The 23,654-nt window shown below is 74.3% G+C and carries 20 protein-coding genes; 2 read left to right on the forward strand and 18 right to left on the reverse strand.

All coding sequences use genetic code 11. The annotated features are described in order from the left end of the window. Positions 1-149 precede the first annotated feature (149 nt). Complete coding sequence (locus tag G3T38_RS04175) at positions 150-1,025, forward strand: hypothetical protein (protein ID WP_163770830.1); 876 nt, start codon at positions 150-152, stop codon at positions 1,023-1,025. A 145-nt stretch (positions 1,026-1,170) separates the two neighbouring features. Then, the gene (locus G3T38_RS22485; protein ID WP_163770831.1) at positions 1,171-3,450 is read left to right on the forward strand and encodes a SpoIIE family protein phosphatase; all 2,280 of its coding nucleotides are present in this window, start codon (positions 1,171-1,173) and stop codon (positions 3,448-3,450) included. An 8-nt stretch (positions 3,451-3,458) separates the two neighbouring features. Here G3T38_RS22485 and G3T38_RS04185 read toward each other — a convergent pair whose 3' ends face one another. From G3T38_RS04185 to G3T38_RS04270, 18 genes are all read right to left on the reverse strand, one after another. Next, positions 3,459-5,111 carry a SpoIIE family protein phosphatase gene (locus G3T38_RS04185; RefSeq protein WP_163770832.1) on the reverse strand — a complete coding sequence of 551 codons (1,653 nt, stop codon included), beginning with the start codon at positions 5,109-5,111 and terminating at the stop codon, positions 3,459-3,461. Between the two features lie 51 nt (positions 5,112-5,162). Next, positions 5,163-5,870, reverse strand: a complete 708-nt coding sequence (locus G3T38_RS04190) for a DUF1275 family protein (protein WP_163770833.1) — start codon at positions 5,868-5,870, stop codon at positions 5,163-5,165. A gap of 7 nt (positions 5,871-5,877) precedes the next feature. Continuing rightward, a complete protein-coding gene (locus tag G3T38_RS04195; RefSeq protein ID WP_163770834.1) occupies positions 5,878-7,716 on the reverse strand; it encodes a gamma-glutamyltransferase family protein in 1,839 nt (612 codons plus the stop codon). Positions 7,717-7,829: 113 nt separating this feature from the next. Further along, positions 7,830-9,179, reverse strand: a complete 1,350-nt coding sequence (locus tag G3T38_RS04200) for an ammonium transporter (RefSeq protein ID WP_163770835.1) — start codon at positions 9,177-9,179, stop codon at positions 7,830-7,832. 33 nt (positions 9,180-9,212) lie between these two features. After that, positions 9,213-10,241 (reverse strand): heme-dependent oxidative N-demethylase family protein, encoded by a 1,029-nt coding sequence (locus G3T38_RS04205; RefSeq protein ID WP_338037455.1) that lies wholly within the window; start codon positions 10,239-10,241, stop codon positions 9,213-9,215. Continuing rightward, positions 10,238-11,230, reverse strand: a complete 993-nt coding sequence (locus G3T38_RS22490; RefSeq protein WP_338037456.1) for a PDR/VanB family oxidoreductase — start codon at positions 11,228-11,230, stop codon at positions 10,238-10,240. Before G3T38_RS22490 ends, G3T38_RS04205 begins: the two co-directional genes overlap by 4 nt. Then, positions 11,227-11,796, reverse strand: coding sequence for a dimethylamine monooxygenase subunit DmmA family protein (locus G3T38_RS21380; protein ID WP_241728463.1), 570 nt, complete (start codon positions 11,794-11,796; stop codon positions 11,227-11,229). The genes G3T38_RS22490 and G3T38_RS21380 overlap by 4 nt, the downstream gene beginning before the upstream one ends. A gap of 151 nt (positions 11,797-11,947) precedes the next feature. Further along, positions 11,948-12,982, reverse strand: coding sequence for a heme-dependent oxidative N-demethylase subunit alpha family protein (locus tag G3T38_RS04220; protein ID WP_163770836.1), 1,035 nt, complete (start codon positions 12,980-12,982; stop codon positions 11,948-11,950). Further along, the gene (locus G3T38_RS04225) at positions 12,979-14,001 is read right to left on the reverse strand and encodes a PDR/VanB family oxidoreductase (RefSeq protein WP_163770837.1); all 1,023 of its coding nucleotides are present in this window, start codon (positions 13,999-14,001) and stop codon (positions 12,979-12,981) included. The genes G3T38_RS04220 and G3T38_RS04225 overlap by 4 nt, the downstream gene beginning before the upstream one ends. Beyond that, positions 13,998-14,585 (reverse strand): dimethylamine monooxygenase subunit DmmA family protein, encoded by a 588-nt coding sequence (locus G3T38_RS04230; protein WP_206675778.1) that lies wholly within the window; start codon positions 14,583-14,585, stop codon positions 13,998-14,000. The genes G3T38_RS04225 and G3T38_RS04230 overlap by 4 nt, the downstream gene beginning before the upstream one ends. Positions 14,586-14,595: 10 nt before the next feature. Beyond that, positions 14,596-14,979 (reverse strand): cupin domain-containing protein, encoded by a 384-nt coding sequence (locus tag G3T38_RS04235; protein ID WP_163770838.1) that lies wholly within the window; start codon positions 14,977-14,979, stop codon positions 14,596-14,598. Between the two features lie 688 nt (positions 14,980-15,667). Continuing rightward, positions 15,668-16,498, reverse strand: a complete 831-nt coding sequence (locus G3T38_RS04240; protein ID WP_338037457.1) for an ABC transporter ATP-binding protein — start codon at positions 16,496-16,498, stop codon at positions 15,668-15,670. A gap of 4 nt (positions 16,499-16,502) precedes the next feature. Then, complete coding sequence (locus G3T38_RS04245; protein WP_163770839.1) at positions 16,503-17,420, reverse strand: carbon-nitrogen hydrolase family protein; 918 nt, start codon at positions 17,418-17,420, stop codon at positions 16,503-16,505. Continuing rightward, positions 17,420-18,121: an SRPBCC domain-containing protein gene (locus G3T38_RS04250; protein ID WP_163770840.1), complete on the reverse strand. Its 702-nt coding sequence runs from the start codon at positions 18,119-18,121 to the stop codon at positions 17,420-17,422. Before G3T38_RS04250 ends, G3T38_RS04245 begins: the two co-directional genes overlap by 1 nt. Beyond that, a complete protein-coding gene (gene cutA / locus G3T38_RS04255; RefSeq protein ID WP_163770841.1) occupies positions 18,118-20,628 on the reverse strand; it encodes an aerobic carbon-monoxide dehydrogenase large subunit in 2,511 nt (836 codons plus the stop codon). The genes G3T38_RS04250 and cutA overlap by 4 nt, the downstream gene beginning before the upstream one ends. Next, on the reverse strand, positions 20,625-21,164 hold the full coding sequence (locus G3T38_RS04260; protein ID WP_163770842.1) for a (2Fe-2S)-binding protein: 540 nt from the start codon (positions 21,162-21,164) through the stop codon (positions 20,625-20,627). Before G3T38_RS04260 ends, cutA begins: the two co-directional genes overlap by 4 nt. Beyond that, positions 21,161-22,051, reverse strand: coding sequence for an FAD binding domain-containing protein (locus G3T38_RS04265; protein WP_163770843.1), 891 nt, complete (start codon positions 22,049-22,051; stop codon positions 21,161-21,163). The genes G3T38_RS04260 and G3T38_RS04265 overlap by 4 nt, the downstream gene beginning before the upstream one ends. Positions 22,052-22,139: 88 nt before the next feature. Beyond that, entirely contained in the window at positions 22,140-23,555 is a 1,416-nt protein-coding gene (locus G3T38_RS04270) for a uracil-xanthine permease family protein (RefSeq protein WP_420846767.1), read from the reverse strand. Between the last annotated feature and the right edge of the window lie 99 nt (positions 23,556-23,654).

Here is a 23,654-nt window from a genome sequence, read left to right on the forward strand (position 1 = left end):
CCCGGCCGCACCCCGGCCGCACCCCGCCCGCACCCCGCCACCACCCACCGGACGTCATGCGAACCGCGGCCCCGCGCCACCGCACCGCATGACGTCCCGGTACGGCGCGGGGGTCGCCAGCGGCGTACCGCTCCCCTAGCGTGCGAGGCGTGAGCATCGACCTCCCCGCCGCCGTCGCCTTCGTCGAGGCCAACGCCCGCCTGCTCGACCGCCGCCGGGCGGAGCTGCTGCTGGGCACGGGCACGAGGCACCGGGTGGTGGCGGCGCTGCGGCCCTACGCCAACGCCGACGGGGGCTTCGGCAGCGCGCTGGAGCCCGACGTGCGGGGACCGCACAGCGAGCCGACGGCCGCCCTGGCCGCGCTCGAGGTGCTGGCCGAGGTCGGGACGCTCGACGACCCCGCCACCGCCGACCTCGTGCGCGGCGTCGCGGCGTGGGTCGCGGGCGTCGCGGAGGCGGGCGGCGGGGTGCCGTTCGTCGTGGCGGCGACGGCGGAGCACCCGCGCGGTCCCTGGATGCAGCCGACGCCCGGCGGCTCCCACCTGACGTTCGGGCTCGCCGGGGCGCTGCACGGGCGGGACCTGCCGTGGGTGGGCGTGGGCACGGCCTGGTGCTGGGCGCGCCTGGAGGGAGCGGAGCCGCTCGACGCCTACAGCGTGAAGTTCGCCCTCGACCTGCTCGACGCCGTGTCGGACGACCACCCGGACGCCGCCCGTGCCGACGCCGCGGTCGAGCGACTGCGCGACCTCGTCGGCGCCGAGGGGACGATCCCGGTCCCGGGCGGCACGGACGGCGAGCGCCTGCACCTGCTCGACGTGGCGCCCCGCCCGCGGGGCCGCAGCCGCGGGCTCTTCACCGCGGACCAGGTGGCCGCCGACCTCGACCGCCTCGAGGCGGGGCAGCAGGACGACGGCGGCTGGACCTTCGACTGGCTCGCCTGGTCCCCCGGGCAGAGCGCTGAGTGGCGCGGGCTCGTGACGCTCCGCGCGCTGCGGGTGCTGGCCGCCCACGGCCGCCTGGGCTGAGCCCCCGACGGCGGGAAGATCACCCCGGAGGGTGAGTGTGGGCCGCTCTCGTGGCGCCGCCGGTCGCCCGCGCCCTAGGGTCGGGCGGATCGACCGGCTTCCCGGACCGCCCGGGTCGCCGCCTGCGCTCGGGAGGGGGTCGACCGTGGAGCCCGTGCCCCAGCCGGTGGTGCGACCCCACGGCGTGGCCCACACGCCGGCCTACCCCGAGGCCGACCTCACCAACTGCGACCGCGAGCCGATCCACGTGCCCGGCGCCATCCAGCCGCACGGCATCCTGCTGGCGCTCGACGCCGGGCTCGACACGGTGGTGATCGCGTCGGCGAACGCGGCCGGGCTGCTCGGCGTGCCGGAGGGGGCGGTGATCGGCGCCGCGCCCGCCGACCTCCTCGGTCCCGCCGCCGCGGCGGCGATCGCCGCGCGGGTCGACGCGGGCCTGCCCACGGAGCCGCTCGTGCTGGTGCTGCCGGACGGCCCGGGCCGGCTGCGGGGCAGGGAGCTCGACGTGCACGTCGTGCGCAGCGGTGACCGCATCGTCGTCGAGCTCGAGCCGGTCGTCGGCACGGGCAACCTGTTGCTGTCCTACGGCTCGGCCCGCGGCGCGATGGCCCGGCTCACCGGGACCGGGTCGATCGCCGACCTCGCCGACCACCTGGCCCTCGAGGTGCGCGAGCTGCTCGGTTTCGACCGGGTGATGGTCTACCGCTTCGACCCGCAGTGGAACGGCGAGGTGATCGCGGAGCAGCGGCGCCCCGACCTCAACGCGTTCCTGGGGCTGCACTACCCGGCGACCGACATCCCCGCCCAGGCGCGGCGGCTCTACACGATCAACGGGACGCGCCTCATCGCCGACGTCTCCTACACACCGGCGCCGCTCGAGCCCATCGTCGACCCGGCCACCGGCGCACCACTCGACCTGACGTTCTCCCGGCTGCGGAGCGTGTCGCCGATCCACCTGGAATACCTCGGCAACATGGGCGTCACCGCCTCCAAGTCGATCTCGCTCGTCGTCGACGACGAGCTGTGGGGCCTCATCGCCTGCCACCACTACTCCGGTCCGCACCGTCCGGCGCAGGACGCCCGCGGCGCCGCCGAGTTCCTCGCCCAGGTCGCCTCCCAGCTGATCGGCGAGCGGGAGCGCGCCGAGGGCCGCGAGGCCGCCCTGCGCGCCCGCACGATGCTCGCCGGCATGGTCACCCGCATCACCACCAGCCCCGAGAACCCGCTCGCGACGCTCATCGCCGACCCCGAGCTGCTGACCCTCATGGGGGCGACCGGGGCCGCGCTCGCCCACGACGACCTCCTCGTCACGGCGGGCACCGTGCCCGGCGAGGACGAGCTCCGCGCCATCGCGCACGTGCTGGCCGACAAGGAGAGCTACGCGACGTACACCGACGACGTGTCGGCGCTCGAGCCGCGGCTCGGCGACCTCCCCGACGTGGCGCGGTACGCCGCGGGCGCGCTGCGCATCGGCGCCGAGGCCGACCGGTGGATCCTCTGGCTGCGGCCCGAGCAGGAGCAGACGGTCGACTGGGGCGGCGACCCCCGCAACAAGCAGGTGGCCGCCGCCGAGGGGCCGGAGGTGCGGCTCAGCCCCCGCCGCTCGTTCGAGAAGTGGCGCCAGGTGGTGCGCGGCCGGTCGCTGCCGTGGGAGCCGTGGCAGGTCGAGGCGGCCGACGCGCTCGGCGTGCACGTCACGGGCCTGCTGCTCTCCCGGGCCCGCGAGCACGTCCAGGTCGCCGAGGCGGTGCAGCAGAGCGTGGTGCTCGGCGAGGTGCCGCAGTTCGACGGGTTGGAGGTCGCGGCCCGCTACCTGCCGGCGTCCACCGTGCAGATGGGCGGCGACTGGTGGGACGCCTTCGAGATCGCGCCCGGCCGGGTCGTCATCGTGCTCGGGGACGTCGCCGGCCACGGCGTCGAGGCGGCCTCCACGATGATCCAGCTGCGCACGGCGCTGCGCGCCTACATGTATGCCGGCTCGACCGTCGCCCAGACCCTCGACCAGCTCGACCACCTCATGCTCAGCCTGCTGCGCGAGCACGTCGCGACGGCCGTCGCCGCCGAGGTGGACCTGGCGACCGGACGGGTCGACCTCGCCGCCGCCGGCCACCTCCCCCCGCTGCTGGCCGCGCCGGACGGCACCGCGGACCTCACGATGACGGCCCGACCGCTGCTCGGCTTCGGGGCGTCGGAGGCGCCGGTCACGCGCTTCACGCTCGCGCCCGGCGAGACGCTCATGCTCTACAGCGACGGGCTCGTGGAGCGGCGGGGCGTCGACATGGACGAGCGCACGGCCGTGGTGCGGTCGCTCGCGACGTACGACCCCGCCGTCCCGCTCGACCAGTGGGTCGACCGCGTCCTGACGATCCGCGACGGCACCGAGGACGACGACACGACCGTGCTGGCGGTGCGGCGCCCGCTCTGACCCCTGCCTCAGGACAGGACGCGCAACACGACGAGCGCGACGTCGTCCTCCTCCTCGGAGGGCACGACGAGGGTCGAGAGCAGGTGGTCGCTGAGCGCCTCGGCGTCCAGGTGGGCGCCCGCGGCCAACGCCGCGCACAGCTCCTCGATGCTCACGTCGAGCGGGATGCCGCGGCGCTCGACGAGGCCGTCGGTGTAGAGCACCACCGTCGACCCCACCGGGAGGTGGACGGCGAGGTCGGAGCGCACCGTGTCCGGCTCGACGCCCAGGATCGTCTCGCCGCCCGCGGCGAGCACCTCGGTCCTGCCGTCGGGGTGGAGCAGGACGGCGGGCGGGTGGCCGGCGCGGGACCACACGAAGCGCCACCGGTCGCCCGGCGCCTCGGGATCGAGCTGCTCCAGGCGCTCGAGCGGCTCGACCCGCGCCACGATGGCGGTCGCGATCGAGCGCACCTCCAGCAGCTCCAGCGCCCGGTCCAGGCCCTCGAGCACCTTCGCGGGCCCGTCGACGGTCGCCACCGCGATGCCGCGGGTCAGGTTGCGCGCCTGGGCCATGGTGCCCGCGGCGGCGAGGTCGTGGCCGGCGACGTCCCCGATGGCGAGCACGAGGGAGCCGTCGTGCTGGAGGAACGCGTCGTACCAGTCCCCACCGATCTGCGCGACGTGCGCCGCGGGGACGTAGCGCACCGCCACCGCCAGCCGCTCGTGCTCCGGCGGCGGCGTCAGCAGCGCCCGCTGCAGCGCGACGGAGACGTTGCGCTCCGCCTCCGCCTGCCGCCGCTCGGAGGCGAGCAGCTCGATGCGGGTCAGGGCTTGCGTGAGGGCGTTCGCGACGCCGCGCAGGAAGTGCCGGTAGTGGTAGTCGAACGGCAGGCGGTCGCTCTGCCGGGCCACCAGCACCGGGACCTCCTCGCCCGGGGCCGGCTGCCCGAGCTGCAGCCAGACGACGCGACCGGCGGCGGTCTCCTCGACGTACGCCGCGGTCGGGACCAGCGCCGCGGAGGGCTCCAGCGGCAGGCCCGCCCCCGCGCCGTACGACGCGTCCACCGGCTCCCCCGGCAGCCGCAGGTCGATCGCCGCGAACTCGTCGGTGATGCCCCGCAGCAGCGCCAGCGACCGTGACCGCAGGTCCTGCGGCGACGTCGCCCCGGCGAGCACGTCGGCCAGCCCCGTGAGCGTGATCGCCCGGCGCTGCGCGAGCACCATGGACGTGATCTCGACGGCGATGTCGAGCACGCCCTCGATGCGGTCGTCGGAGCCCTGCACGGGCGAGTAGGAGTAGGTGAACCAGCAGTCCTCGAGGAACCCGCGACGGTGCAGCGGCATGAGGGTGCGGTCGACGCGGAACGACCCGCCACCGTCGAGCACCCCCTGCATGAGCGGACCGATCTCGGCCCACGCCTCGGGGAACACGGCCTGCGCGGTGCGGCCGAGGGCCGCCGGGTGCTTGTCGGCGATGAGCTCGACGTACGCCTCGTTGTAGAGCAGCACGAACTCCTCGCCCCACAGCAGCACGGCGGGGAACCGGGAGTTCACGATGGTGCGCAACGCGCCGCGGAGGGTGCCGCTCCACGCGTCGGGCGGACCGAGGGGGGTCGACGCCCAGTCGATGGCCTCGTACTGCGCATGCAGGTCGGGGCCTGCCCCGTCCCAGAGCGTCACCTCAGCAACCTACCGGCCGGGCCACAGCGGGCCGGCGAGGAACGGACCCACTCATCCGTTCGGGCGAGACCAGTACGCCGCGAGCCCGGCCACCACGAGGGTGAGGACCGCCGACAGCGCCAGCCCGGCGGCGAGGTCCACCCGCAGCAGCAGCGCCCCGACGGCGGCACCCGCCGCGATGAGCAGGATGGCGAGCAGGCGACGGACCCACGGCTGGCCCGTGCGGGCGCCCAGCCACGAGTCGGCCGCGAGACCGGTGATCGTCGAGGTGACGACGACCGTCGTGACGTCCTTGACCGCCACGTGCCGGGCGAGCGCCGCCTGCAGGCCCATCGCGACGGCGACGACCGCCGCGACGACGACCGTCGCCGCGCCGCCCTCGCCGACGCCGTCCTCGAGCGCCGTGGAGGCCGCCGTGACCGCCAGCAGCACGGCCACCCCGATCATCAGCAGCGAGACCCGCCGGCCCCAGCCGGCGTCGTGGCCCCGCACGCAGCGGCCGCCCACGGCCGCCCCGGCCATGAACGCCGCCAGTGCGCACACCGGGCCCACCACGGGGAGGCCGTCCGCGCCCGCCGCGCCCATGCCCAGGATGACGACGTTGCCGGTCATGTTGCCGGTGAAGACCTTGTCGAGGCCCAGGTAGCCGACGGCGTCGGCCACGCCGGTCGAGAAGGTGAGCACCAGCAGCAGCGCGAGGCTCCGCGGGTGGTCGAGGAGCGAGTCGGTGCGGGGGGCGGCAGCAGCGGGCGCGGTCACGCGTCCATCATCGACCGGCGGCGTACCCCTGCGCACCGCGGGGGTTGGCCGCCGCGAACAGCCAGCCCGACCGCGGGTCGCGGCCGACGGTCGAGATGCGACCGAGCGTCCAGTCGCCCGCCACGGTCAGCACGTGCCCGCGCTCCCGCAGCTCCGCGAGCACCGCCGCTCCGAGACGGGCCTCCGCGACGACGCCACCGGGCTCCCAGGTGCGCGGCCAGAACGAGCTCACCGCCGCGGTCGTGTGGAACGCGGGCGCGTCGATCGCGGCCTGCGGGCTCCAGCCGCCGACGAGGAGCCGCAGGAGGTAGAGCAGCTGCCACTGGTCCTGCTGGTCGCCGCCGGGCGTGCCGAGCGCGGCGAAGGGCCGGCCGTCGCGGCTCAGCACCGTCGGGCTCAGCGTCGTGCGCGGTCGCGCACCGGGACGCAGCGCCGAGGGGCTGGCCTCGTCGAGCCACGTCATCTGCAGGCGCGTGCCCAGGCAGAAGCCCAGCTCGGGGATGGTCGGCGACGACTGCAGCCACCCGCCCGACGGGGTCAACGCCACCAGGTTGCCCGCGGCGTCGACCACGTCGAGGTGGCAGGTGTCGCCCCGCGTCTCGCCGTGGCGTCCCACCGTGGGCTCCCCCACCCCGGCCGCCGGACGCGTCGGCTGGCCCGGTCCCGGTGGGCCGGTGACGACCACGTCCGCGGGCGTGCGCAGCGGCGGCGCGAAGGGCGTCGCCCCCGGGACCAGACCCGGCCGGTGCTCGAGCGAGGCGGTCGCGCCGACCAGCGCGGCCCGGTCCGCGGCGTACGCCGGCGTGAGCAGGTGCGCCAGCACCGCCGGGTCGGCCCCGGACCCGTAGTAGGCGTCGCGGTCGGCCAGCGCCAGCTTGAGCACCTCGAGCACCGTGTGCGCCCCGAGGGCCGTCGACGGGTCGAGCCGCTCGTCGGGCAGCTGGTCGAGGATCGCGAGGCACTGGAGCAGCACGGGGCCCTGGCTGCCGAAGCCCGCCTTGTGCACCGTCGTGCCGCGGAACTCCAGCGTCACCGGCTCCTCGAGCCGCACGTGGTCCGCGTCGAGGTCGGCGAGGGCGAGCACGCCCGCGTGGTCGGTGCCCGACGAGTGCCGGTGCGGCCGAGCGGCGCCGGCCACCATCGCGCGGCCCACGCGGCCCGACCGCCACTCCGTGCGGGCCGCGCGGATGCGCGCACCCCGCGAGTCCTCGTCGGTGCCGGCCGCGACCAACGCGCGCAGGGTCGCGGCGTAGGTCGGGTTGCGCACGACGTCACCGGGCTCGGGGACGCGGCCGTCGGCGAGCCAGAGCGCGGCCGAGTCGGGCCAGTGGTCGGTGAAGTGCTCCCGCATCGTCGCGATGGTGCGGCACAGCTGGACCCCGGCCGGGTGCCCGTCCTCCAGGTAGTGGATCGCCGGCGCGAGCACGTCCCCGAGCTCCCACGAGCCGTGCTCCTCGAGCAGCCCGAGGAGCGCCTCGACGGCCGCGGGCACGGCCGCGGCGAGCGCCCCGCTGCCGGGCACGTCGGCGAGACCCTCGGCGCGCAGGTGGGCGATGCTCGCCCCGGCCGGCGCGGGCCCCTGACCGTTGACGACCACGGGGTCGGCGCCGGCGGGCGCGACGATCCCCACGAGGTCGCCGCCCGGGCCGTTGAGGTGCGGCTCGACGGCGTGGAGCACGAACGCCCCGGCCACGGCCGCGTCGAACGCGTTGCCGCCGCGCTCCAGCACCGACTGCGCGCTCGCCGCGGCGAGCCAGTGGGTGCCGGCCGCCATCCCGAACGACCCCGTGAGCGTGGGACGCGTCAGGTCGGTGGGCGGCGGGGTGAACGCGGCGGAGGAGCTCATCCGTCGAGCATGCCACCCGCGCCCGACGCTCTTGCCTGCCTCCTCCACAGCCGCAGGGGTACGCCGCGGCTTGTGCCGCGCCGTACCCCTGCGGGTGGGTGCCGAGAGAGCGGTCAGGCCCGGGCCGACTCCTCCGCGGCGGCGGACTCCTTGGCCAGGGCCGCGATGCGGTCCGTGGTGGGCGCGCCGCTCGGACGCTCCGACCACGTCTGGCCGAGACCGCTGGAGCGCTCGAGGTCGTAGGCGCTCTCCGAGTGCTGCGACAGGTCGAGCCCGGCGAGCTCGTCCTCCTCGCTGACCCGCAGGCCCATCGTCTTGTCGAGCACCTTCGCGATCACCCAGGTCACGACGAAGGCGTAGGCACAGGTGGCGCCGATCGCGACGACCTCGCGCCAGGCGATGTCCCAGCTGCCGCCGAACAGGACGCCCTCGATGCCGGCGGGCGAGCCCGAGAAGCCGATGAGCACGACGCAGAGCGAGCCGACGATGCCGCCCATGCCGTGCACGGCGAACGCGTCGAGGGTCTCGTCGACGCCCAGCTTGGTCTTCCAGGTGCAGGCCCAGGCGACGAACGCGCCCGAGGCGATGCCGACCACGATCGCGCCGAGGGAGTCGACCGCGTCGGCCGACGGGGTGATGCCGACGAGACCCGCGATGATGCCGGACGCCATGCCGAGGGTGGTGGGCGCGCCGTCGCGGATCTTCTCGACGAGGCAGAAGCCGATCATGCCGGTGGAGCCGGCGATGAGGGTGGTGAGCACGGCGTACTGCGCCAGGAAGTTGGCGCCACCCGCCGTGCCGCCGTTGAAGCCGAACCACCCCATCCACAGCAGGCCCGCGCCGAGGAGCACCAGCGGGAGGTTGTGGGGCCGGTTGCCCATGTTCTTGCGGGGACCGAGCACCATCGCGAGCGCCAGCGCGCCGAGACCCGCGGACATGTGGACGGCCGTGCCGCCGGCGTAGTCGTGGAGACCCAGGTCGTTGCGCATCCAGCCACCGACCGTGCCCTCGCCGTCGTAGGCGAAGACCCAGTGGCCGAGCGGGAAGTAGACCAGCGTGACCCAGATGGCGGAGAAGACCAGCCAGCCGCCGAACTTCATGCGGCCGACCGCGCCGGAGGCGACGATCGCGACGGTGATGGCGGCGAAGAGGATGTAGAACGCGAACCAGTAGGGGTCGACGAGCTGGGCCTCGCCCGGGTCGTCGTAGATCCCGAGGAAGCCGAGGTAGCCGTCGGGGTTGCCGATGAGCCCGAGCCCGCCGACGGAGTCACCGACCACGAGGCCGTGGCCGAAGAGCACGTAGAGCACGGTGGTGGTGCCCAGCGTGCTCATCGTCATCATGATCATGCTGAGCGCGTTCTTGCTGCCCACCATGCCCCCGTAGAACAGGGCGATGCCCGGGAACATGATGATGACGAGCGCCAGTGCGGCGAGCATCCACGCGACGTCTGCTGCGGGCATGCGGTTCTCCTTCTCGGGGGTGGAGCGGGGGCTTCAGGGGGTCGGGGCCTGCGCGCGCAGCCACGCCGCTGCACGGTCGCGGTAGGTCGCGATGCCCTTGTAGTCGGCCATGTCCTCGGGCAGCTCGGCGATGACCGCCGCGGCCCGCTCCCGCCACTCCTCGACGCGCGCGAGCTCGTCGAAGGGCAGCAGGTAGCTGCGGATGAGGAACATGACGGCGCCCGACTCGGGGAGTCGGACCAGGTGCTGCACCTCGGTGCGGAGGTGCACGAGACGTCCGAACGTCTCGTCGTCGACGCCCAGGACCATCGGGCGGTCCGGGCCCCAGTCGGGGTAGGTCTCGGTGGAGACGTCGAGCCGGCGGTGGACGGTGAGCGTCCAGTTCGTGCGCCGGTAGGTCTCGTTGGGCTGGAGGCGCTTGATGAACTCGTGCGCCCGCGTGATGACCCCCTCGGAGTGGATCCGCGGCACGGGGCCGTGGATCTCGAGGAAGCTCATCCCGACGTCGAACCCGAAGGACCAGTCGGCCGCGAAGGTGACCACGCCGGCGTCGCCGTAGAGCACGCCGTCGCGCTCGTCGAGCAGCACCACGTCCTCCTGCACCTGCGCGGTGATCCAGCGCAGCGGCGGCTCCGGCAGGGTGCTCGCGTCGCCGAGCACGAACGCGTGGTCGATGCCGAGCAGGTCGTTGCGCCACCGGTACGCCGCGCGCGGACCCTCGAGGGGCTCGAGCGCGAACGCGTCGGGCCGCGCCAGCGCCAGCTCCCGCATGAGGCAGAGCATCGCGTCCCAGCACGCCACGTCCATGTGGGGCAGCACCGCGTGGCGGGACGGGTCCCGCTCGAGGATCGCGGCCCTCTCGGCCAGCTCCTCGGCGTACGCGGAGTCGACGTCGACGACCGCCGCGCCCCACTGGCCGGCCGGGGTCGTGACGACGCCGCGGGCGGGCTCGACGTTGGTGGTGTAGCGGTAGGTGGGGTTCGGGAACGGGAACGGGAAGCCGGCGACGAGGTCGGGCGCGGTCGTCGGGGCCGCCGGGGACAGGATCGGGGGCGGGGTCACAGGGTCACCTCCAGGTGGGCGCGGCCGTCGGCCGCGGGGACGGCGCGGGAGACGCAGGCCATCAGGCAGTCGCCCGCGCCCCTCGTCTCCTCGTCGAGGAACAGGTCGCGGTGCAGCACGGGGCTGCTCCCGGGAGCGACGTCGACGCGGCACTCGCCGCAGACGCCCTGGCGGCACAGGTTGGGCACGACGTGGCCGGCGTCCTCGAGCGCCTCGAGGAGGCTGGTGCCCGACGGCACCTCCAGAACCTGCCCCGCGACGCCGACCGTGAACGGGTCGCCCGGGTCGAGCGCCGCGACGCCGAACGGCTCGAGGTGCACCCGGCTGGACGGCCAGCCGAGCTCCGTCGCCAGGTCGACCACCGCGTCCATGAACCCGGCGGGACCGCAGGTGTAGAGGTGGGTGCCCAGCGGCTGGTCGGCGAGCCGCACGGCGAGGTCCTCGGCGAGCCCGGCGCGGTCGGCGAGGAAGGTGACCCGGTCGCCGCCGAGCTCCTTGAGCTCGTCGACGTGGGCGCCGTGCCCGTCGCGGAACAGGTAGACCAGCTCCGCGTCCCGGCCCCAGCGCACGTGCGAGCGGAGGTGGGAGAGCAGGGGGGTGATGCCGATGCCGGCGCCGACGAGCAGGTGCCGGGTGGCCAGGTGGATCGGCGCGAACGCGCTGCGGGGCGGGGTCGCGGTGACCCGGTCGCCGACCGTCAGGCCGTGCACCCAGGCGGAGCCGCCGCAGGCGGAGCCGCCCTCGGCGGCGGGCGCGCAGCGCAGCACCGAGATCGTGTAGTGCCGCGGGTCGCTGCTCTCCCCCGTCAGCGAGTAGGCGTTGGCCGCGCGCCGCGGCCGTCCCTCCCCCGCCGGCACGTCGAGCACGAGGTGGCTGCCGGGCGTGAACGAGGGCAGGCGGTCGCCGTCGGGGTGGGCGAGCGCGAGCGAGCGGATCCCCGGCACCGCGTCGTCGACGGTCGCGACGACGAGCTCGATCCGGGCGTTCACGCGGCCTCCCCCTCCGAGCGGGCGGCGGAGCCGTCGGCGGGGCGGGCGGCGGAGCCGTCGGCCGGCGTCTCGGCGTCCACCATGAACCCGAGGTGCGCGCCGGTCAGGCGCGAGACGTGGGGGTAGACGAGCAGCCGACGGCCGCAGCCCGTGCAGGGCACGACGGCCTCGAGCTCGACGGCGGCGTGCGTCGTGGCGTCGCAGTGCACGCACCACACGGCCCGCTCCGCGGTGTCGACGACTCCGAACGCCATCTCGTCGTCGCCCAGCCCGGCCCGGACGCCGGCCGCACGCACGGCGAGGCACTCCCGCGCCGTACCGGCCACGAGCACCCGGTGGCCCACCCGCGCCACCGCGAGGTCGGCGCGCAGCGCGGCGACCGCGGCGTCGACGTCGCCGCACTCGTGACGCCGTACGTCGCGCCCCGCCAACGCCGTCGACCAGCGGTCGGCGACGTCCCCGGCCCCGGGGAGCACGACCAGCGTGAACACGCGGCCCCGCAGGTCGGGCTCGGCAGCGGGCGCGGAGGCGTCCCACGCCCAGCGCGGCACGCTGGTCTGGCTCATGCTGACCACGACGATCCCTCCTCTCCACCTCGGCCGCCCCGGTCGGCGCCGGGGCGGGTAGTCGAACGTGACGGTGTTTCTCCCCGGTGTCCGCGGCGTTCCGCCGGACGCACGGGCGCGGTGATCCGCCTCACGACCGTCGTCACGGCGCTCACCGGCGGGTCAGCCACGCCATGGCGGGCTCGCGGTAGTCGAGGAATCCCTTGTAGGCGGCCAGGTCCTCGGGCAGCTCGAGGACGACGCGGGCGAGCTGGTCGCGCCACGCCGGCACCTGCCGGATCTCCTCCAGCGAGGTCATGTGGGTGCGGATGTTGAACGTGACCGCCCCGGTCATCGGCAGGCGGATGAAGTGCTCGACCTCGATGCGCAGCTGGAGGCGGCCCCAGTCCTCCGCGGCGACGAGCGCCGGGATGTCGCCCGCCCAGGCCGGCAGCTCCTCGAGGCTGACGTCGAGCAGCCGGGAGCCGGAGGCCGACAGCGTCCAGTTGACGCGGCGGTACACCTGGTCGACCGGCAGGCGGCGCAGGAACTGCTCGGCCCGCGACGTGATGCCCTCCCGGGTCAGCCGCGGCACGGGGTTGTGGATCTCCGCCATCGTCATGCCGACGTCGAAGGAGACCGACCACGCGGCCGCGAAGGTCACGAGCCCGGCGTCGAAGCACAGCTCGCCGTCACGCTCCTTGACGAGGAGCAGGTCGTCGGGGACCTCGCGGCCCAGGAAGGTCATCGGGTCCCACGGCAGGCTCGTCGCGTCGCCCAGCACGAACGTCTGGTCGGTGCCGAGGGCGGCGTTGCGCCACCGGAACCGGTCGGGGTCGCGGGGGTCCTCGTCGAGCCGCATGATCGCCGGGTACGACGCGGCCAGGTCCCGCAGGTAGTAGAGCAGGAGGTCCCAGCAGGCCGGCAGCATCCCGGGCATGATCCGCACCCGGTGGGGATCGGCGTCGAGGATCCGGCGCCGCTCGGCCATGATCGCGCCGTACTCCTCGCCCCCGAGGTCGACGATCGTCGCTCCCCACTCGCCGGCGGCGGTACGGCGCACGAGCCGTGCGGGCTCGACGTTGACGGAGTAGCGGAACGCGTCGAGGTCGTCCGGGAACGGCCAGGGCAGGCGCGCGGTGTGGCCGCGCACGGGGAAGGCGGGGGCGTCGGTCGCCGCGGTCGGGGCAGCGGGGGCGAGGGTCACAGGTCCACCTCGATGTCGTCGTCGGCGCGGGCCGCGCGGGAGACGCAGGCCAGCATGCGGTCGCCGCACTCCTTGGCGGCGTCGGAGAGCACGAGGTCGCGGTGCTCGACCGCGCCGCGGCGTACCGGCACCTCGCACTCACCGCAGACGCCCTGGCGGCAGAGGTTGGGCACGGCGCGACCCGTCGCGAGCAGGGCCTCGAGGAGGCTGGTGCCGGGCGGCACGGCGAGACGCTCGCCCGTCGACGCCAGCGTGGCGGTGAAGGGGACGCCCGGGTCGAGCTCGGGCGCCGTGAACCGCTCGAGGTGCACCCGGTGCTCGGGCCAGCCGGCGGCGCGGGCCGCGTCGACGTAGGTCTCGAGCAGGGGCACCGGTCCGCACGCGTAGGCGTGGGTGCCGAGCGGCTGGTCGGCGAGCCGGTCGGCGAGGAGGGCGGCGGTCGCCGCGACGGTGGTCGCCTCGTGGAGGGTCACGTCCTCGCGCTCCGCCAGCGCCCGCAGGTCGTCGAGGTGGGCGGCGTGGCCAGGCCGGTAGGAGTAGAGCACCTCGGCGCTCCCGCCCCACCGCACGATCGCGCGGGCGTGGGAGAGCACCGGCGTGACGCCGATGCCGCCGGCGACGAGCAGCGCGTGGCGCTGGTCGTGGCGCGGGGCGAAGGCGGAGCGCGGACCCTCGACCTCGACGAGGTCGCCGGCCGCGAGCCCGTGCACCCAGGCCGACCCCTGCTCCCGCCGGAGCACCGAGATGGCGTAGCGCCGCGGGTTGAACCCGTCGTCCGTCAGCGAGTAGGCGTTCCGCTTCTCCCCCGGCCCGCCCGGGTCGGTCGTGAGCACGACGTGCGCACCCGGCTCGTACGGCGCCAGGTGGCCGCCGTCGGGGTCGACGAGCACGACGTGACGGACCTCGGTGGTCAGCGCCCGCACCTCCGCGACGCGCAGGAGCCGGGGGCCGGTCCGGTACGCCGCGTGCTGGTGGGCCGCGTACCGGACGGGCGCCTCGGGCTGGAGCGTGGCGCTCATGCGGCAACCTGATCGTCGGGCTCGGTGCCGGTGTCCGAGGCGAGGAAGCTGCCGCGCGCGGCCGAGTGGTGGGGGTGGATCTCGAGGAGGCGGGCGCAGCCGGTGCAGACCGCCGTGCCGCCCGGTTCGCCGTGGAGGCGGTGGGTGGCGCGGCAGTGGGCGCAGTAGACCGGGAGGTCGGTGGGGCCCTCCGCGTCGACGACGAACGCCCGCAGCTCCGCCCCGCTCGCCCCGTGGGCGCGGCACCGGGCGAGCGTGAGGAGCACGTCGTGCTGGGGGCCGACGACCATGATCCGCACGCCGATCCGCACCGCGTCGAGGGCGGCGACGACGTCGTCGTGACCGGTCGCGAGGTCGTCCGCCACCACGAGCCGGGTCGGGACCCGGCCCTCGGCCTCCCGCACCCAGGCCCCCGCGACCTCCGCGGTGCGCGGGTGCCCGCCGAGCGCGAGCACCAGCACCGTGGCGGCCGTGGGGTCGACCGGCTCCGGGACGGCCGGCCAGTGCGGCAGGCCGAGCGGGACCTCGGTCGCCGCGATCCCGGTCGCCGCGATCCCGGTCGCCGCGATCTCCACCGTCGTCATCGGAGCCCGGTCAGAGCAGGTCGGCGTTGCGGTCGCCGGCGTAGAACGCCAGCGCGTAGGACGGCGTCGAGAACGCGATCCGCGACCCCTTCGGGAAGAAGATGGCGTCCTTGGCGCGGGCCACCGTCTTCTGGCCGGTGTCGACGTTCTCGAGGAGGAACTCGCCCTCGAGCACGACCTTCATCTCGTCGTACTCGTAGAGGTACACCAGCGGCTCGTCCGTGTGCTTGAGCTCGAAGAACCCGGAGCACATGCTGCTGCCCTCGGGGTTCTCGTAGACGTCGCCGATGTACCCCTCGCACGCGGGGTACTCCTCCATCCGCGGGAGGCCCTTCCACGCGTCGGACGTGACGAGGAAGGGGGCCGTGGCGGGTGCGTCGGGGGTGGTGGTCATCTGAGCCGCTCCGATCATGCGAGGAAACGTTGTCTGCTCAGATGAAACTCAGTGGGTGTTTCGCGGGTCGCGGGCTTGCGTAACGATCGCGTGACGCCCGGGCCCGGCGGGGCACTGGCCGACCCGAGCCCCGGGGGCCCGTGGGGGCCGGAGAAAGAAAACGCGGACGGGACCCGGCCCGGGACAGGAAAACGCGGACTCCCCGGGGCCTCCGGTCCGCGTTTTCCTCAGCCGGGGCGGGTACGCCGCGGGCGAACCCCCGCCGTACCCCCGACGTCATGCGGTCCGGCGCCCGGCCCGACCACTGCGCATGACGTCCGACGGGCAGGGGCGCGAGGGGCCGCGAGGGGCGCCGCAACTGTGCGCTTGGTGCAGCCCGGACCGCGCGGGACCGACCCCAGCCGCACATTTCAGACCCCCGCGCGGGATGGACCAGCTCCAGCCCGGCCGGGCCCGACAAGGGCCGGGTACGCCGCTGGCGAATCCCCGCCGTACCCCCGGCGTCATGCGGTCCGGCGCCCGGCCCGACCACTGCGCATGACGTCCGACGGGCAGGGGCGCGAGGGGCCGCGAGGGGCGCCGCAACTGTGCGCTTGGTGCAGCCCGGACCGCGCGGGACCGGCCCCAGCCGCACATTTCAGCCCCCCGGGGGACGGCCCCGACAGCCAGCGCAGCCGCGCCTCGCGCCTCAGGCCCCCGACGCGTGCCAGCGGCCGTGGGTGCGCTCGACGCGGATGGGGTGCGCGAAGGCCTCGGAGACGCCCGCGCTCGTCAGCACCTCGTCGACGGGGCCGGCGGCGACGATGGCGCCGTCGCGCAGCAGGGCCGCGTGGCTCGTGGTGCTCGGCAGCTCCTCGAGGTGGTGGGTCACCAGCAGCGTGGAGGTGGTGGGCTCCTCGGCCACGACGCCGTCGAGCGCGGTCAGGAAGCGCTCGCGGGCGGCGAGGTCGAGCCCGGTCGTGGGCTCGTCGAGCAGCAGCAGCTGCGGGCGGCCGACGAGGGCGCGGGCGATGAGCGCCCGGCCCCGCTCGCCCTGCGACAGGGTGGGCCAACGCAGGCCGGCCCGGTCGCCCATGCCGACGCTCGCGATGAGCTCGCGCGCGTGCTCGGACTGGTCGGGCGTGGGCTCCCAGCGGCGCGGCAGGTCCGCGCTGCCGGTGAGGCCGGTCAGCACGACCTGCTCCACCGTGAGCGGCGAGGCCACCCGGTGACGCGGGTCGACGTGGCCGATCATCTTGCGCAGCGCCTGCAGCTCGATCCGGCCCAGCCGGTGGCCGAGCACGTGGACGGTGCCGGTCGTCGGGTGCTGGTTGGCGCCGCAGAGGCTGAGCACCGTGGACTTCCCGGCACCGTTCGGGCCGAGCACCGCCCAGTGCTCGCCGGCCTCGACCCGGAGGTCGATGCCGTGGAGGATCTCCTTGCCCGCGCGGCGCAGCGTCACGCCGGCGAGCTCGAGCACGGGCGGCCGACCGTCCGCCGGACCAGGAGCGTCGAGGGGGGCCAGGTCGGTCGTCGTCACGCCCCTACGATCCCACTCGGCCACCGCCGAGCGGGAACGGGGTGTTCGCCGGACCGGCCAGCTCCTCGGCGTAGTTCGCGAGCAGCGCGAGGTTCCGCTCGTCGAGGTGGTCCCACTTCTGCGGCACGCTCGAGCCGGGCGTCAGCGTCGCCATCGCCTGCTGCGGCTTCAGCGCGGCGCTCACCCAGCCCTCGTGGCTGGCGCCCCGGGCGACGACCTCGGCGATCGGCGTGACGATGAGGGAGTTGCCGAAGTACGGCGCGCCCGCCGGGTCCACGCCCGTCGCGTTGGCGCCGATGACGTAGACGTGGTTGTCGTACGCCCGCGCCCGCGTCGTCAGCTCCCACAGGTCGGCGCTGCGCAGCAGCGCGGAGGGTCGCGCGATGATCTCGGCGCCCTTGACGGCGTTGATGCGGGACAGCTCCGGGTAGTCCCCGTCGAAGCAGATGATCAGCCCGATCGTGCCGATCTCGGTCTCGACGACGGTGACGGTGTCGCCCTTCGTGACCCAGCCGCCGCGCTCGATGTCCTCGGTCCCGAAGGGGTGCGTCTTGTGGTAGGTGCCAAGAACCGACCCGTCCGGCCCCGCGAGGTGCGCGGAGTTGTAGACGACGCCCCGCTCCTCGCCCGGCTCGTAGGCGCCCCACACGAGGTGGATGCCGAGCCGACGGGCGAGGTCGGTGTACGGCGCGGTGCCGGCCCCCGGCGACGCCTGGAGCAGGTCCCACAGCTCCTCGGCACCCATCGCGGGACCGAACCCGGTCGTGACGGTCTCGGGCAGCACGACGAGCTCGGCGCCCGTCGCCTCGACCGAGCGCTCGACCCAGGTCAGGGCACGCTCGGTGTTGCCCGCGATCGTCTCCGGCGTCAGGGGCGCCGAGCTCGGGGCGACCTGGACCGCGGCCACGGTGACGTCGCGCATCAGCGGGCCCGCCGTCCGAGCAGGGCGCCGACGAGCACGCCGACGAGCATGAGACCGGCCCCGGTGAGGGTGCCCTTGAGGAAGGCGTCCGGCGAGCCGCCCGCGGCCGGAACGGCAGCCGCACCCGGCCGGGAGAAGCTGCGCTGCCCCTCGGCCCCGGTCGAGCCCGAGGCCGCGGCATTGCCCGCCCCGCCCTCGCGCGTCTCGGCCGCGGTCTGGTCGGTGGGGCTGATCGCGGAGGCCGTCGGGCCGACGGGCGCCGGGCCGTTCTGGAGGTGGTCGTCGATCGCCTTGAAGAACTCGGCCGCGAGGCGCTTGCCGACGCTCGCGAGCATCCGCTGGCTGACGCCGCCGATCATGCCGCCGACGACGGCGTCCGCGACGAAGCGGATGAGCGTGCCCTCGCCCTGCGCCTCCATGTCGACGTCGACCTCGACCTGGATGGTGCCGGGACCGCCGGCGCCGGAGGCGACCATCTTGAGGTAGTGCGGCTCGCGCTTGTCCTTGAGGTGCACCTCGCCCTCGTAGGTGCCGCGGATCGCGGCCACGCCGGCGCTGATCGTCATCCGGTAGGAGTCCTCGGTGACCGTCTCGAGCTGCTGGCAGCCGGGGATCGTGGCGACGAGGACGGCCGGGTCGTTGAACGCCGCCCAGAGGGCGTCGATGCTGCTGGTCAGCGTTGCTTCGCCGGTGACCTTCACGCGCGGGCCTCACTTTCGGTGGATGCTGCGGGGGTTGCCGCAGAGGAGTGCTCGGGGAGGACGGACGCCGGGTCGACCCAGCGCACGCTCTCCGTGCCCGGCATGGTGTTGACGAGCGGCTCGGGGTACGCCGCGGCGCGGCGCAGGTCGAAGAGCTCGGACGGCGAGATGGGCATCCGCACGATCGGGATGCCCTCGGCGTCCTCGATGGCCGCCGCGATGGCCGCCGACGTCGGGATGACGCCGGCCTCGCCCGCGCCCTTGATCCCCAGGGGGTTGAGCGGGGAGGGCGTCTCGAGGTGGTCGATGTCGATGCTGGTGGGCACCTCGGAGGCGTACGGCATGAGGAAGTCCATGAAGGACGCGTTGGCCAGCTGGCCGGCCTCGTCGTACGCCATGATCTCGTAGAGCGCCCCACCGACGCCCTGGGCGACGCCGCCGTGGATCTGGCCCTCGACGATGCGGGGGTTGATCATCTTCCCGCAGTCGTGCACGACGGCGTACTTGAGGATCGAGATCTCCGCCGTCTCCGGGTCGGTCTCCACGATGACGGCGTGGGCGCCGGCCGCGAAGGTCGAGTACGGCGGGGAGTAGTAGTCCGTCTCGTCGAGGCCGGGCTTCTCCCCCGGCGCGACCGGCGGCTTCGCGTAGTCGACCGGTCCGCCGCCGAACTGGGTGGCGGCCTTGCTGGCCTCGTCGAAGGCGTAGCGCAGCGGGTTGGACAGCACCGCGACGGTGCCGATGCCCACGGCGGTCGAGGGGTCGCCCTTGACCTGCACCATGCCCTCGACGATCTCGAGGTCGCCCGGGTCGGCCTCGAGCGCGTCGGCGGCGAGCCGCAGCGTGCGCTCCTTGACCTTGCGGGCCGCGAGCGCGATGGCGCTGCCGCTCATGACGGCGCCGCGCGAGGCGAAGGTGCCGACGGAGTAGCCGAACCGGCGGGTGTCGCCCGTCGTGACGATGACGTCGGAGAACGGCACGCCCAGCTCGGTGGCGACGATCTGCGCGAACGCGGTCTGGTGGCCCTGGCCCTGGGAGGTGATGCCGGTGGCGACCTTCACCTTGCCCGAGGTCAGCACCTGCACGTGGCCGCCCTCGTAGGGACCCGGACCGGTGCCCTCGACGTAGAACCCGAGACCGATGCCGACCTGCCGGCCCTCGGCGCGGGCGTCGGCCCGGATCTTCTCGAACTCGTCCCAGCCGACCAGCGTGCGCAGCTTCTCGGCGAGCGCCGGGTAGTTGCCCGAGTCGTAGCGCAGCGGCCGTCCGTCCTGGAACATCAGGCCGAAGTCGACCGGGAAGTCCTCGGGCTGGATGAAGTTCGCCGCCCGCACGTCGAGGCGGTCCTTGCCCAGGTACTGCGCGATGCGGTCCATCGTGCGCTCCATGGCGTAGACGCCCTGCGGGCGACCGGCGCCGCGGTACGGCGTCACGAGCACCGTGTTGGTGTAGAGGCTCGTGAAGGTCACCCGGTAGGCGCCCGGCCGGTAGGGGCCGAGCAGCTGGGTGGAGGCGTTGATCGGCACGATGAGGCCGTAGGGGATGTAGGCGCCGTGGTCGTGGAGGATGTCGACCTCGAGGCCGAGCACGCGACCGTCGTCGTCGAAGCCGACCTGCACGGTGAGCAGCTGCGCGCGCTCGTGGGCGCTGGAGACGAAGTGCTCGCGCCGGTCCTCGGTCCACTTCACGTCGCGGCCGAGCCGGATCGCGGCCCACGGGACCATGATCTCCTCGGGCCACGGGTGCACGATCTTCACGCCGAAGCCGCCGCCGACGTCGGGGGTCACGACGTCGACCTGGGTCAGCTCGAGGCCGAGCTTCGCCGACACCGCGCCGCGCACGCCGGTCGACGTCTGCGTCGCCGTCCAGAGCGTCAGCTTCTCCTCGTGCGCGTCCCAGCGGGCGTGGACGCCCTTGCCCTCCATGGGCATGCAGGCGCTGCGCTCGATGTCCCACTCGAAGGTCAGGCGGTGCGGGGCCTCGGCCACCGCGCTGGCGGCGTCGCCGTACGCCTGGGTGGAGACGGCGGCGGCGTTGCCGGGGATGTCGTCGTAGACGAGCTCCTCGGCCGCGGCCGCCTTGCGGAGACCGACCACGGGCTTGAGCACCTCGTAGTCGACCTTCACCAGCGCCGCGGCGTCCTCCGCGACGTACCGGTCGCGGGCGATGACCATCGCGACCGCCTCGCCGACGTGGTTCACCGCGTCCTTCGCCAGGGCGTAGCCGGTGCGCGGGTGGGTGAGGTCGGGGTGCGGGATGAGCAGGGGCAGGGGCTCCGCGGTCGGGCCGGAGAGGTCGTCCCACGTGTAGACGGCGACGACGCCCTCGAGCTCGTACGCGTCGTAGGGGTCGATGTCGCGGATCCGTGCGCGGGCGTGGGGCGTGCGCACGAACGCGGCGTGGAGGGTGCGGTCGTCGCCGATGTCGTCGACGTAGCGGCCCTTGCCCGTCACCAGGCGCGGGTCCTCGACGCGCTTGACAGGCTCGCCGAAGCTGCGGGTGCTCACGCGTCGCTCCCCTCGGTGGACTCGGTGGCGCGCTCCTTCTGGATCTCCGCGGCGCGGAGGACGGAGGCGACGATGTTCTGGTACCCGGTGCAGCGGCAGAGGTTGCCGCCGACGGCCTCGCGGGCCTCCTCGGGCGTCGGGTCGGGGTTCTCCTCGATGAACGCGGAGACGGTCGTGAGGAAGCCGGGGGTGCAGAAGCCGCACTGCAGGCCGTGGCAGTCGACGAACGCCTGCTGCGTGGGGCTCAGCCGACCGTCCGGCTCCGTGAGGCCCTCGACGGTGGTGACGTCGTGGTCCTCGGCGCTCACCGCGAGCATGAGGCAGCTGCGCACGGGCTCGCCGTCGAGCAGCACGGTGCAGGCGCCGCAGACGCCGTGCTCGCAGCCGACGTGGGTGCCGGTCAGGCCGAGGTCCTGGCGCAGGGCGTCGCAGAGGGTGCGGCGCACCGGCAGCTCGACGCGGCGGGGCATCCCGTTGACGCGGAGCCGCACCTCGAGGTGCTGCTCGCCGACGTCCGTGTGGTCCGTGCTCGTCATGCCCGTGCTCCTTCGGTCGTCGTGATCGCGCGCGCCGCGGCCTCGCGGGTCAGGCGCTTCGTCAGCACCGACGCGAGGTGGCGGCGGAAGTCGGCGCTCGCGTGGAGGTCGCCCGGCGGGTCGATCCGGTCGCGCACCCAGTCGCCGAGAGCGGCGTGGTCCACCTCGTCGTACGCGGTGCCGCGCACCACCTCGGTCAGGTCGAGCACCTCGGGGACGTCGTTGACGGAGACCAGCGAGAGCTTCAGCGAGACGTACTGCTCGGCCTCGTCCAGCACCGCGACGACGCCGGCGCCGCACATGGCGTAGTCGCCGTGGCGGCGGCAGATCTCGTCGAAGGCGGTGCCGAAGCGCCCCTCCGGGGCCGGGAACCACGCCGAGACCGCCAGCTCGTCGTAGCCGAGGCACGACTCCATGGGTCCGACGAAGAAGTCGGCGGCGTCGATGGTGCGCTCGCCGCGCACGGAGCGGGCGACGACGTGGCCGCCGAGGAGGGCGAGCACGGTCGGCATCTCGGCGGAGGGGTCGGCGTGGGCGAGGCTGCCCACGGTGGTGCCGCGGTTGCGGATCGTCGGGTGGGCGACGTGGCGCAGCGCCTGGCCGACAAGCGGCACGCGGGCGGCGGCCGCCTCGTCGCGCTCCAGGCGAGCGTGGCGCACGAGGGCGCCGATGCGGACCCCGGCGTCGTCGACCTCCAGCGCCGACAACTCGTCCGTCAAGCGGTTGATGTCGACGAGGTGGGCCGGCGAGGCCAGGCGCATGGCCATGACCGGCACCAGGCTCTGGCCTCCTGCCAGCACCTTCGCGTCCGTGCTGTGCTCCGCGAGCACGTCGAGAGCCTCGGCCACGGTGCGGGGTGCGTGGTAGGTGAACTTCGGGGTCTTCATGGTCTCCCTGTCCGGTGAGGGAGGCCTGCACCCTCCTGCAGGCCTCCCCGTGTCCGTGCGGTGTCCGGCTGAGGGCCGGTGGCGACGCTCAGCGGGCGACGGGTCCCTCCGCCGGGCCGCCGGTCGGGCCGGGGGTGCCGGCGCGGTCGTCGCCCTGGTGGTCGCCGAGCCAGTCCTTGGGGGCGAACGGCTTGACGGCGTGGTAGGCGATGATGGTCACGATCGTGCCGAGCGCGATGCCGGTGATCGAGAACGAGTCGGTGAACTGGAGCTTGACGTCGCCGATGCCGATGACGAGGCCGGCGGCGAGCGGCACCAGGTTGAGCGGGCTGCCGAACGAGACCTTGTTGTCCACCCAGATCTTCGCACCCAGCAGGCCGATCATGCCGTAGAGCACGACGGTGATACCGCCGAGCACGCCGCTGGGGACGGCCGAGACGACGGCGCCGAACTTGGGCGAGAAGCCGAAGAGGATCGCGACCACGGCGGCGACGTAGTAGGCCGCCGTCGAGTAGACGCGGGTGGCGGCCATGACGCCGATGTTCTCGGCGTACGTCGTCGTGGGCGAGCCGCCGACGAAGCCGGCCAGCGCGGTGCCCGCGCCGTCGCCCATGAACGCACGGCCCATGTAGGGGTTGAGGTCGCGCTTGGTCATCTCCTCGACGGCCTTCACGTGGCCGGCGTTCTCGGCGACGAGCGCGATGACGCCCGGCACGATCAGGAGGATGAAGGTCGCGCTGAAGGTCGGCAGGTGGGCACCCGAGAGCACGGTGCCGTCGGCCTGCGTGATGCTCTCCGGGAAGCCGAACCAGGCGGCGTTCCCGACATTGGCGAAGTTGGCCATCCGGTCGCTCTCGGAGCCGTCGGCTGCGGTCAGCGGGCCGGAGACCGCGTCGAGGAACCACGAGAAGAGGGTGCCGAAGATGAGGCCCATGAGCACCGCGACGCGGGAGATGAAGCCGCGCACGACGACGGAGACGATGATGACGAACACCATCGTGGCGAGTGCCGTCCACTGGTCGGCGGGCCAGTAGATGTTCGCCACGACCGGCGCCAGGTTGAAGCCGATGAGCATGACGACCGCGCCGGTGACGGCGGGCGGCAGGACCTTGTCGATCATGCGGCCGCCGACGAAGTGCACGAGCACGCCGATGCCGAACAGGATCACGCCGGCCACGAGGATCGCACCGGTGACGTCGGAGCTCTCGCCGCCCTGCGCGCGGATCGCGCCCGCCGCCGCGACGAACGCGGCGCTGGTGCCCAGGTAGGACGGGATCTTGTCGTTGACGATCAGCAGGAACAGGATCGTCGCGATGCCGGACATGAGCACGGCGAGCTGCGGGTTGAGGCCCATGATGATCGGGAAGACGAACGTCGCGCCGAACATGGCGACCACGTGCTGCGCACCGAGGCCGATGGTCCGGGGCCACGACAGCCGCTCGTCCGGGGCCACGACCCCGCCGGGGGGCGGCGTGCCACCGTCCCCGTAGAGCGTCCACTTCAAAGCCATCGCAGTCTCCTCTCAAGGGCGGCACGTCCCGCGTGCCCTGGTGCCGTGCTGCCCGAGCATCGGACCGACGTGTGGCCTCGACCACACGCGGTC

The sequence above is a fragment of the Nocardioides zeae genome, assembly GCF_010686755.1.
Taxonomy (GTDB): Bacteria; Actinomycetota; Actinomycetes; order Propionibacteriales; family Nocardioidaceae; genus Nocardioides; species Nocardioides zeae.

Excerpts from the sequence above, each read along its gene's own strand:
- G3T38_RS04195 (WP_163770834.1), bottom strand. The coding sequence starts at position 7,716 with ATGAGCTCCTCCGCCGCGTTCACCCCGCCGCCCACCGACCTGACGCGT.
- G3T38_RS04200 (WP_163770835.1), bottom strand. The coding sequence starts at position 9,179 with ATGCCCGCAGCAGACGTCGCGTGGATGCTCGCCGCACTGGCGCTCGTC.
- G3T38_RS21380 (WP_241728463.1), bottom strand. The coding sequence starts at position 11,796 with ATGAGCCAGACCAGCGTGCCGCGCTGGGCGTGGGACGCCTCCGCGCCC.
- G3T38_RS04225 (WP_163770837.1), bottom strand. The coding sequence starts at position 14,001 with ATGAGCGCCACGCTCCAGCCCGAGGCGCCCGTCCGGTACGCGGCCCAC.
- G3T38_RS04230 (WP_206675778.1), bottom strand. The coding sequence starts at position 14,585 with ATGACGACGGTGGAGATCGCGGCGACCGGGATCGCGGCGACCGGGATC.
- G3T38_RS04235 (WP_163770838.1), bottom strand. The coding sequence starts at position 14,979 with ATGACCACCACCCCCGACGCACCCGCCACGGCCCCCTTCCTCGTCACG.
- G3T38_RS04245 (WP_163770839.1), bottom strand. The coding sequence starts at position 17,420 with ATGCGCGACGTCACCGTGGCCGCGGTCCAGGTCGCCCCGAGCTCGGCG.
- G3T38_RS04260 (WP_163770842.1), bottom strand. The coding sequence starts at position 21,164 with ATGACGAGCACGGACCACACGGACGTCGGCGAGCAGCACCTCGAGGTG.
- G3T38_RS04265 (WP_163770843.1), bottom strand. The coding sequence starts at position 22,051 with ATGAAGACCCCGAAGTTCACCTACCACGCACCCCGCACCGTGGCCGAG.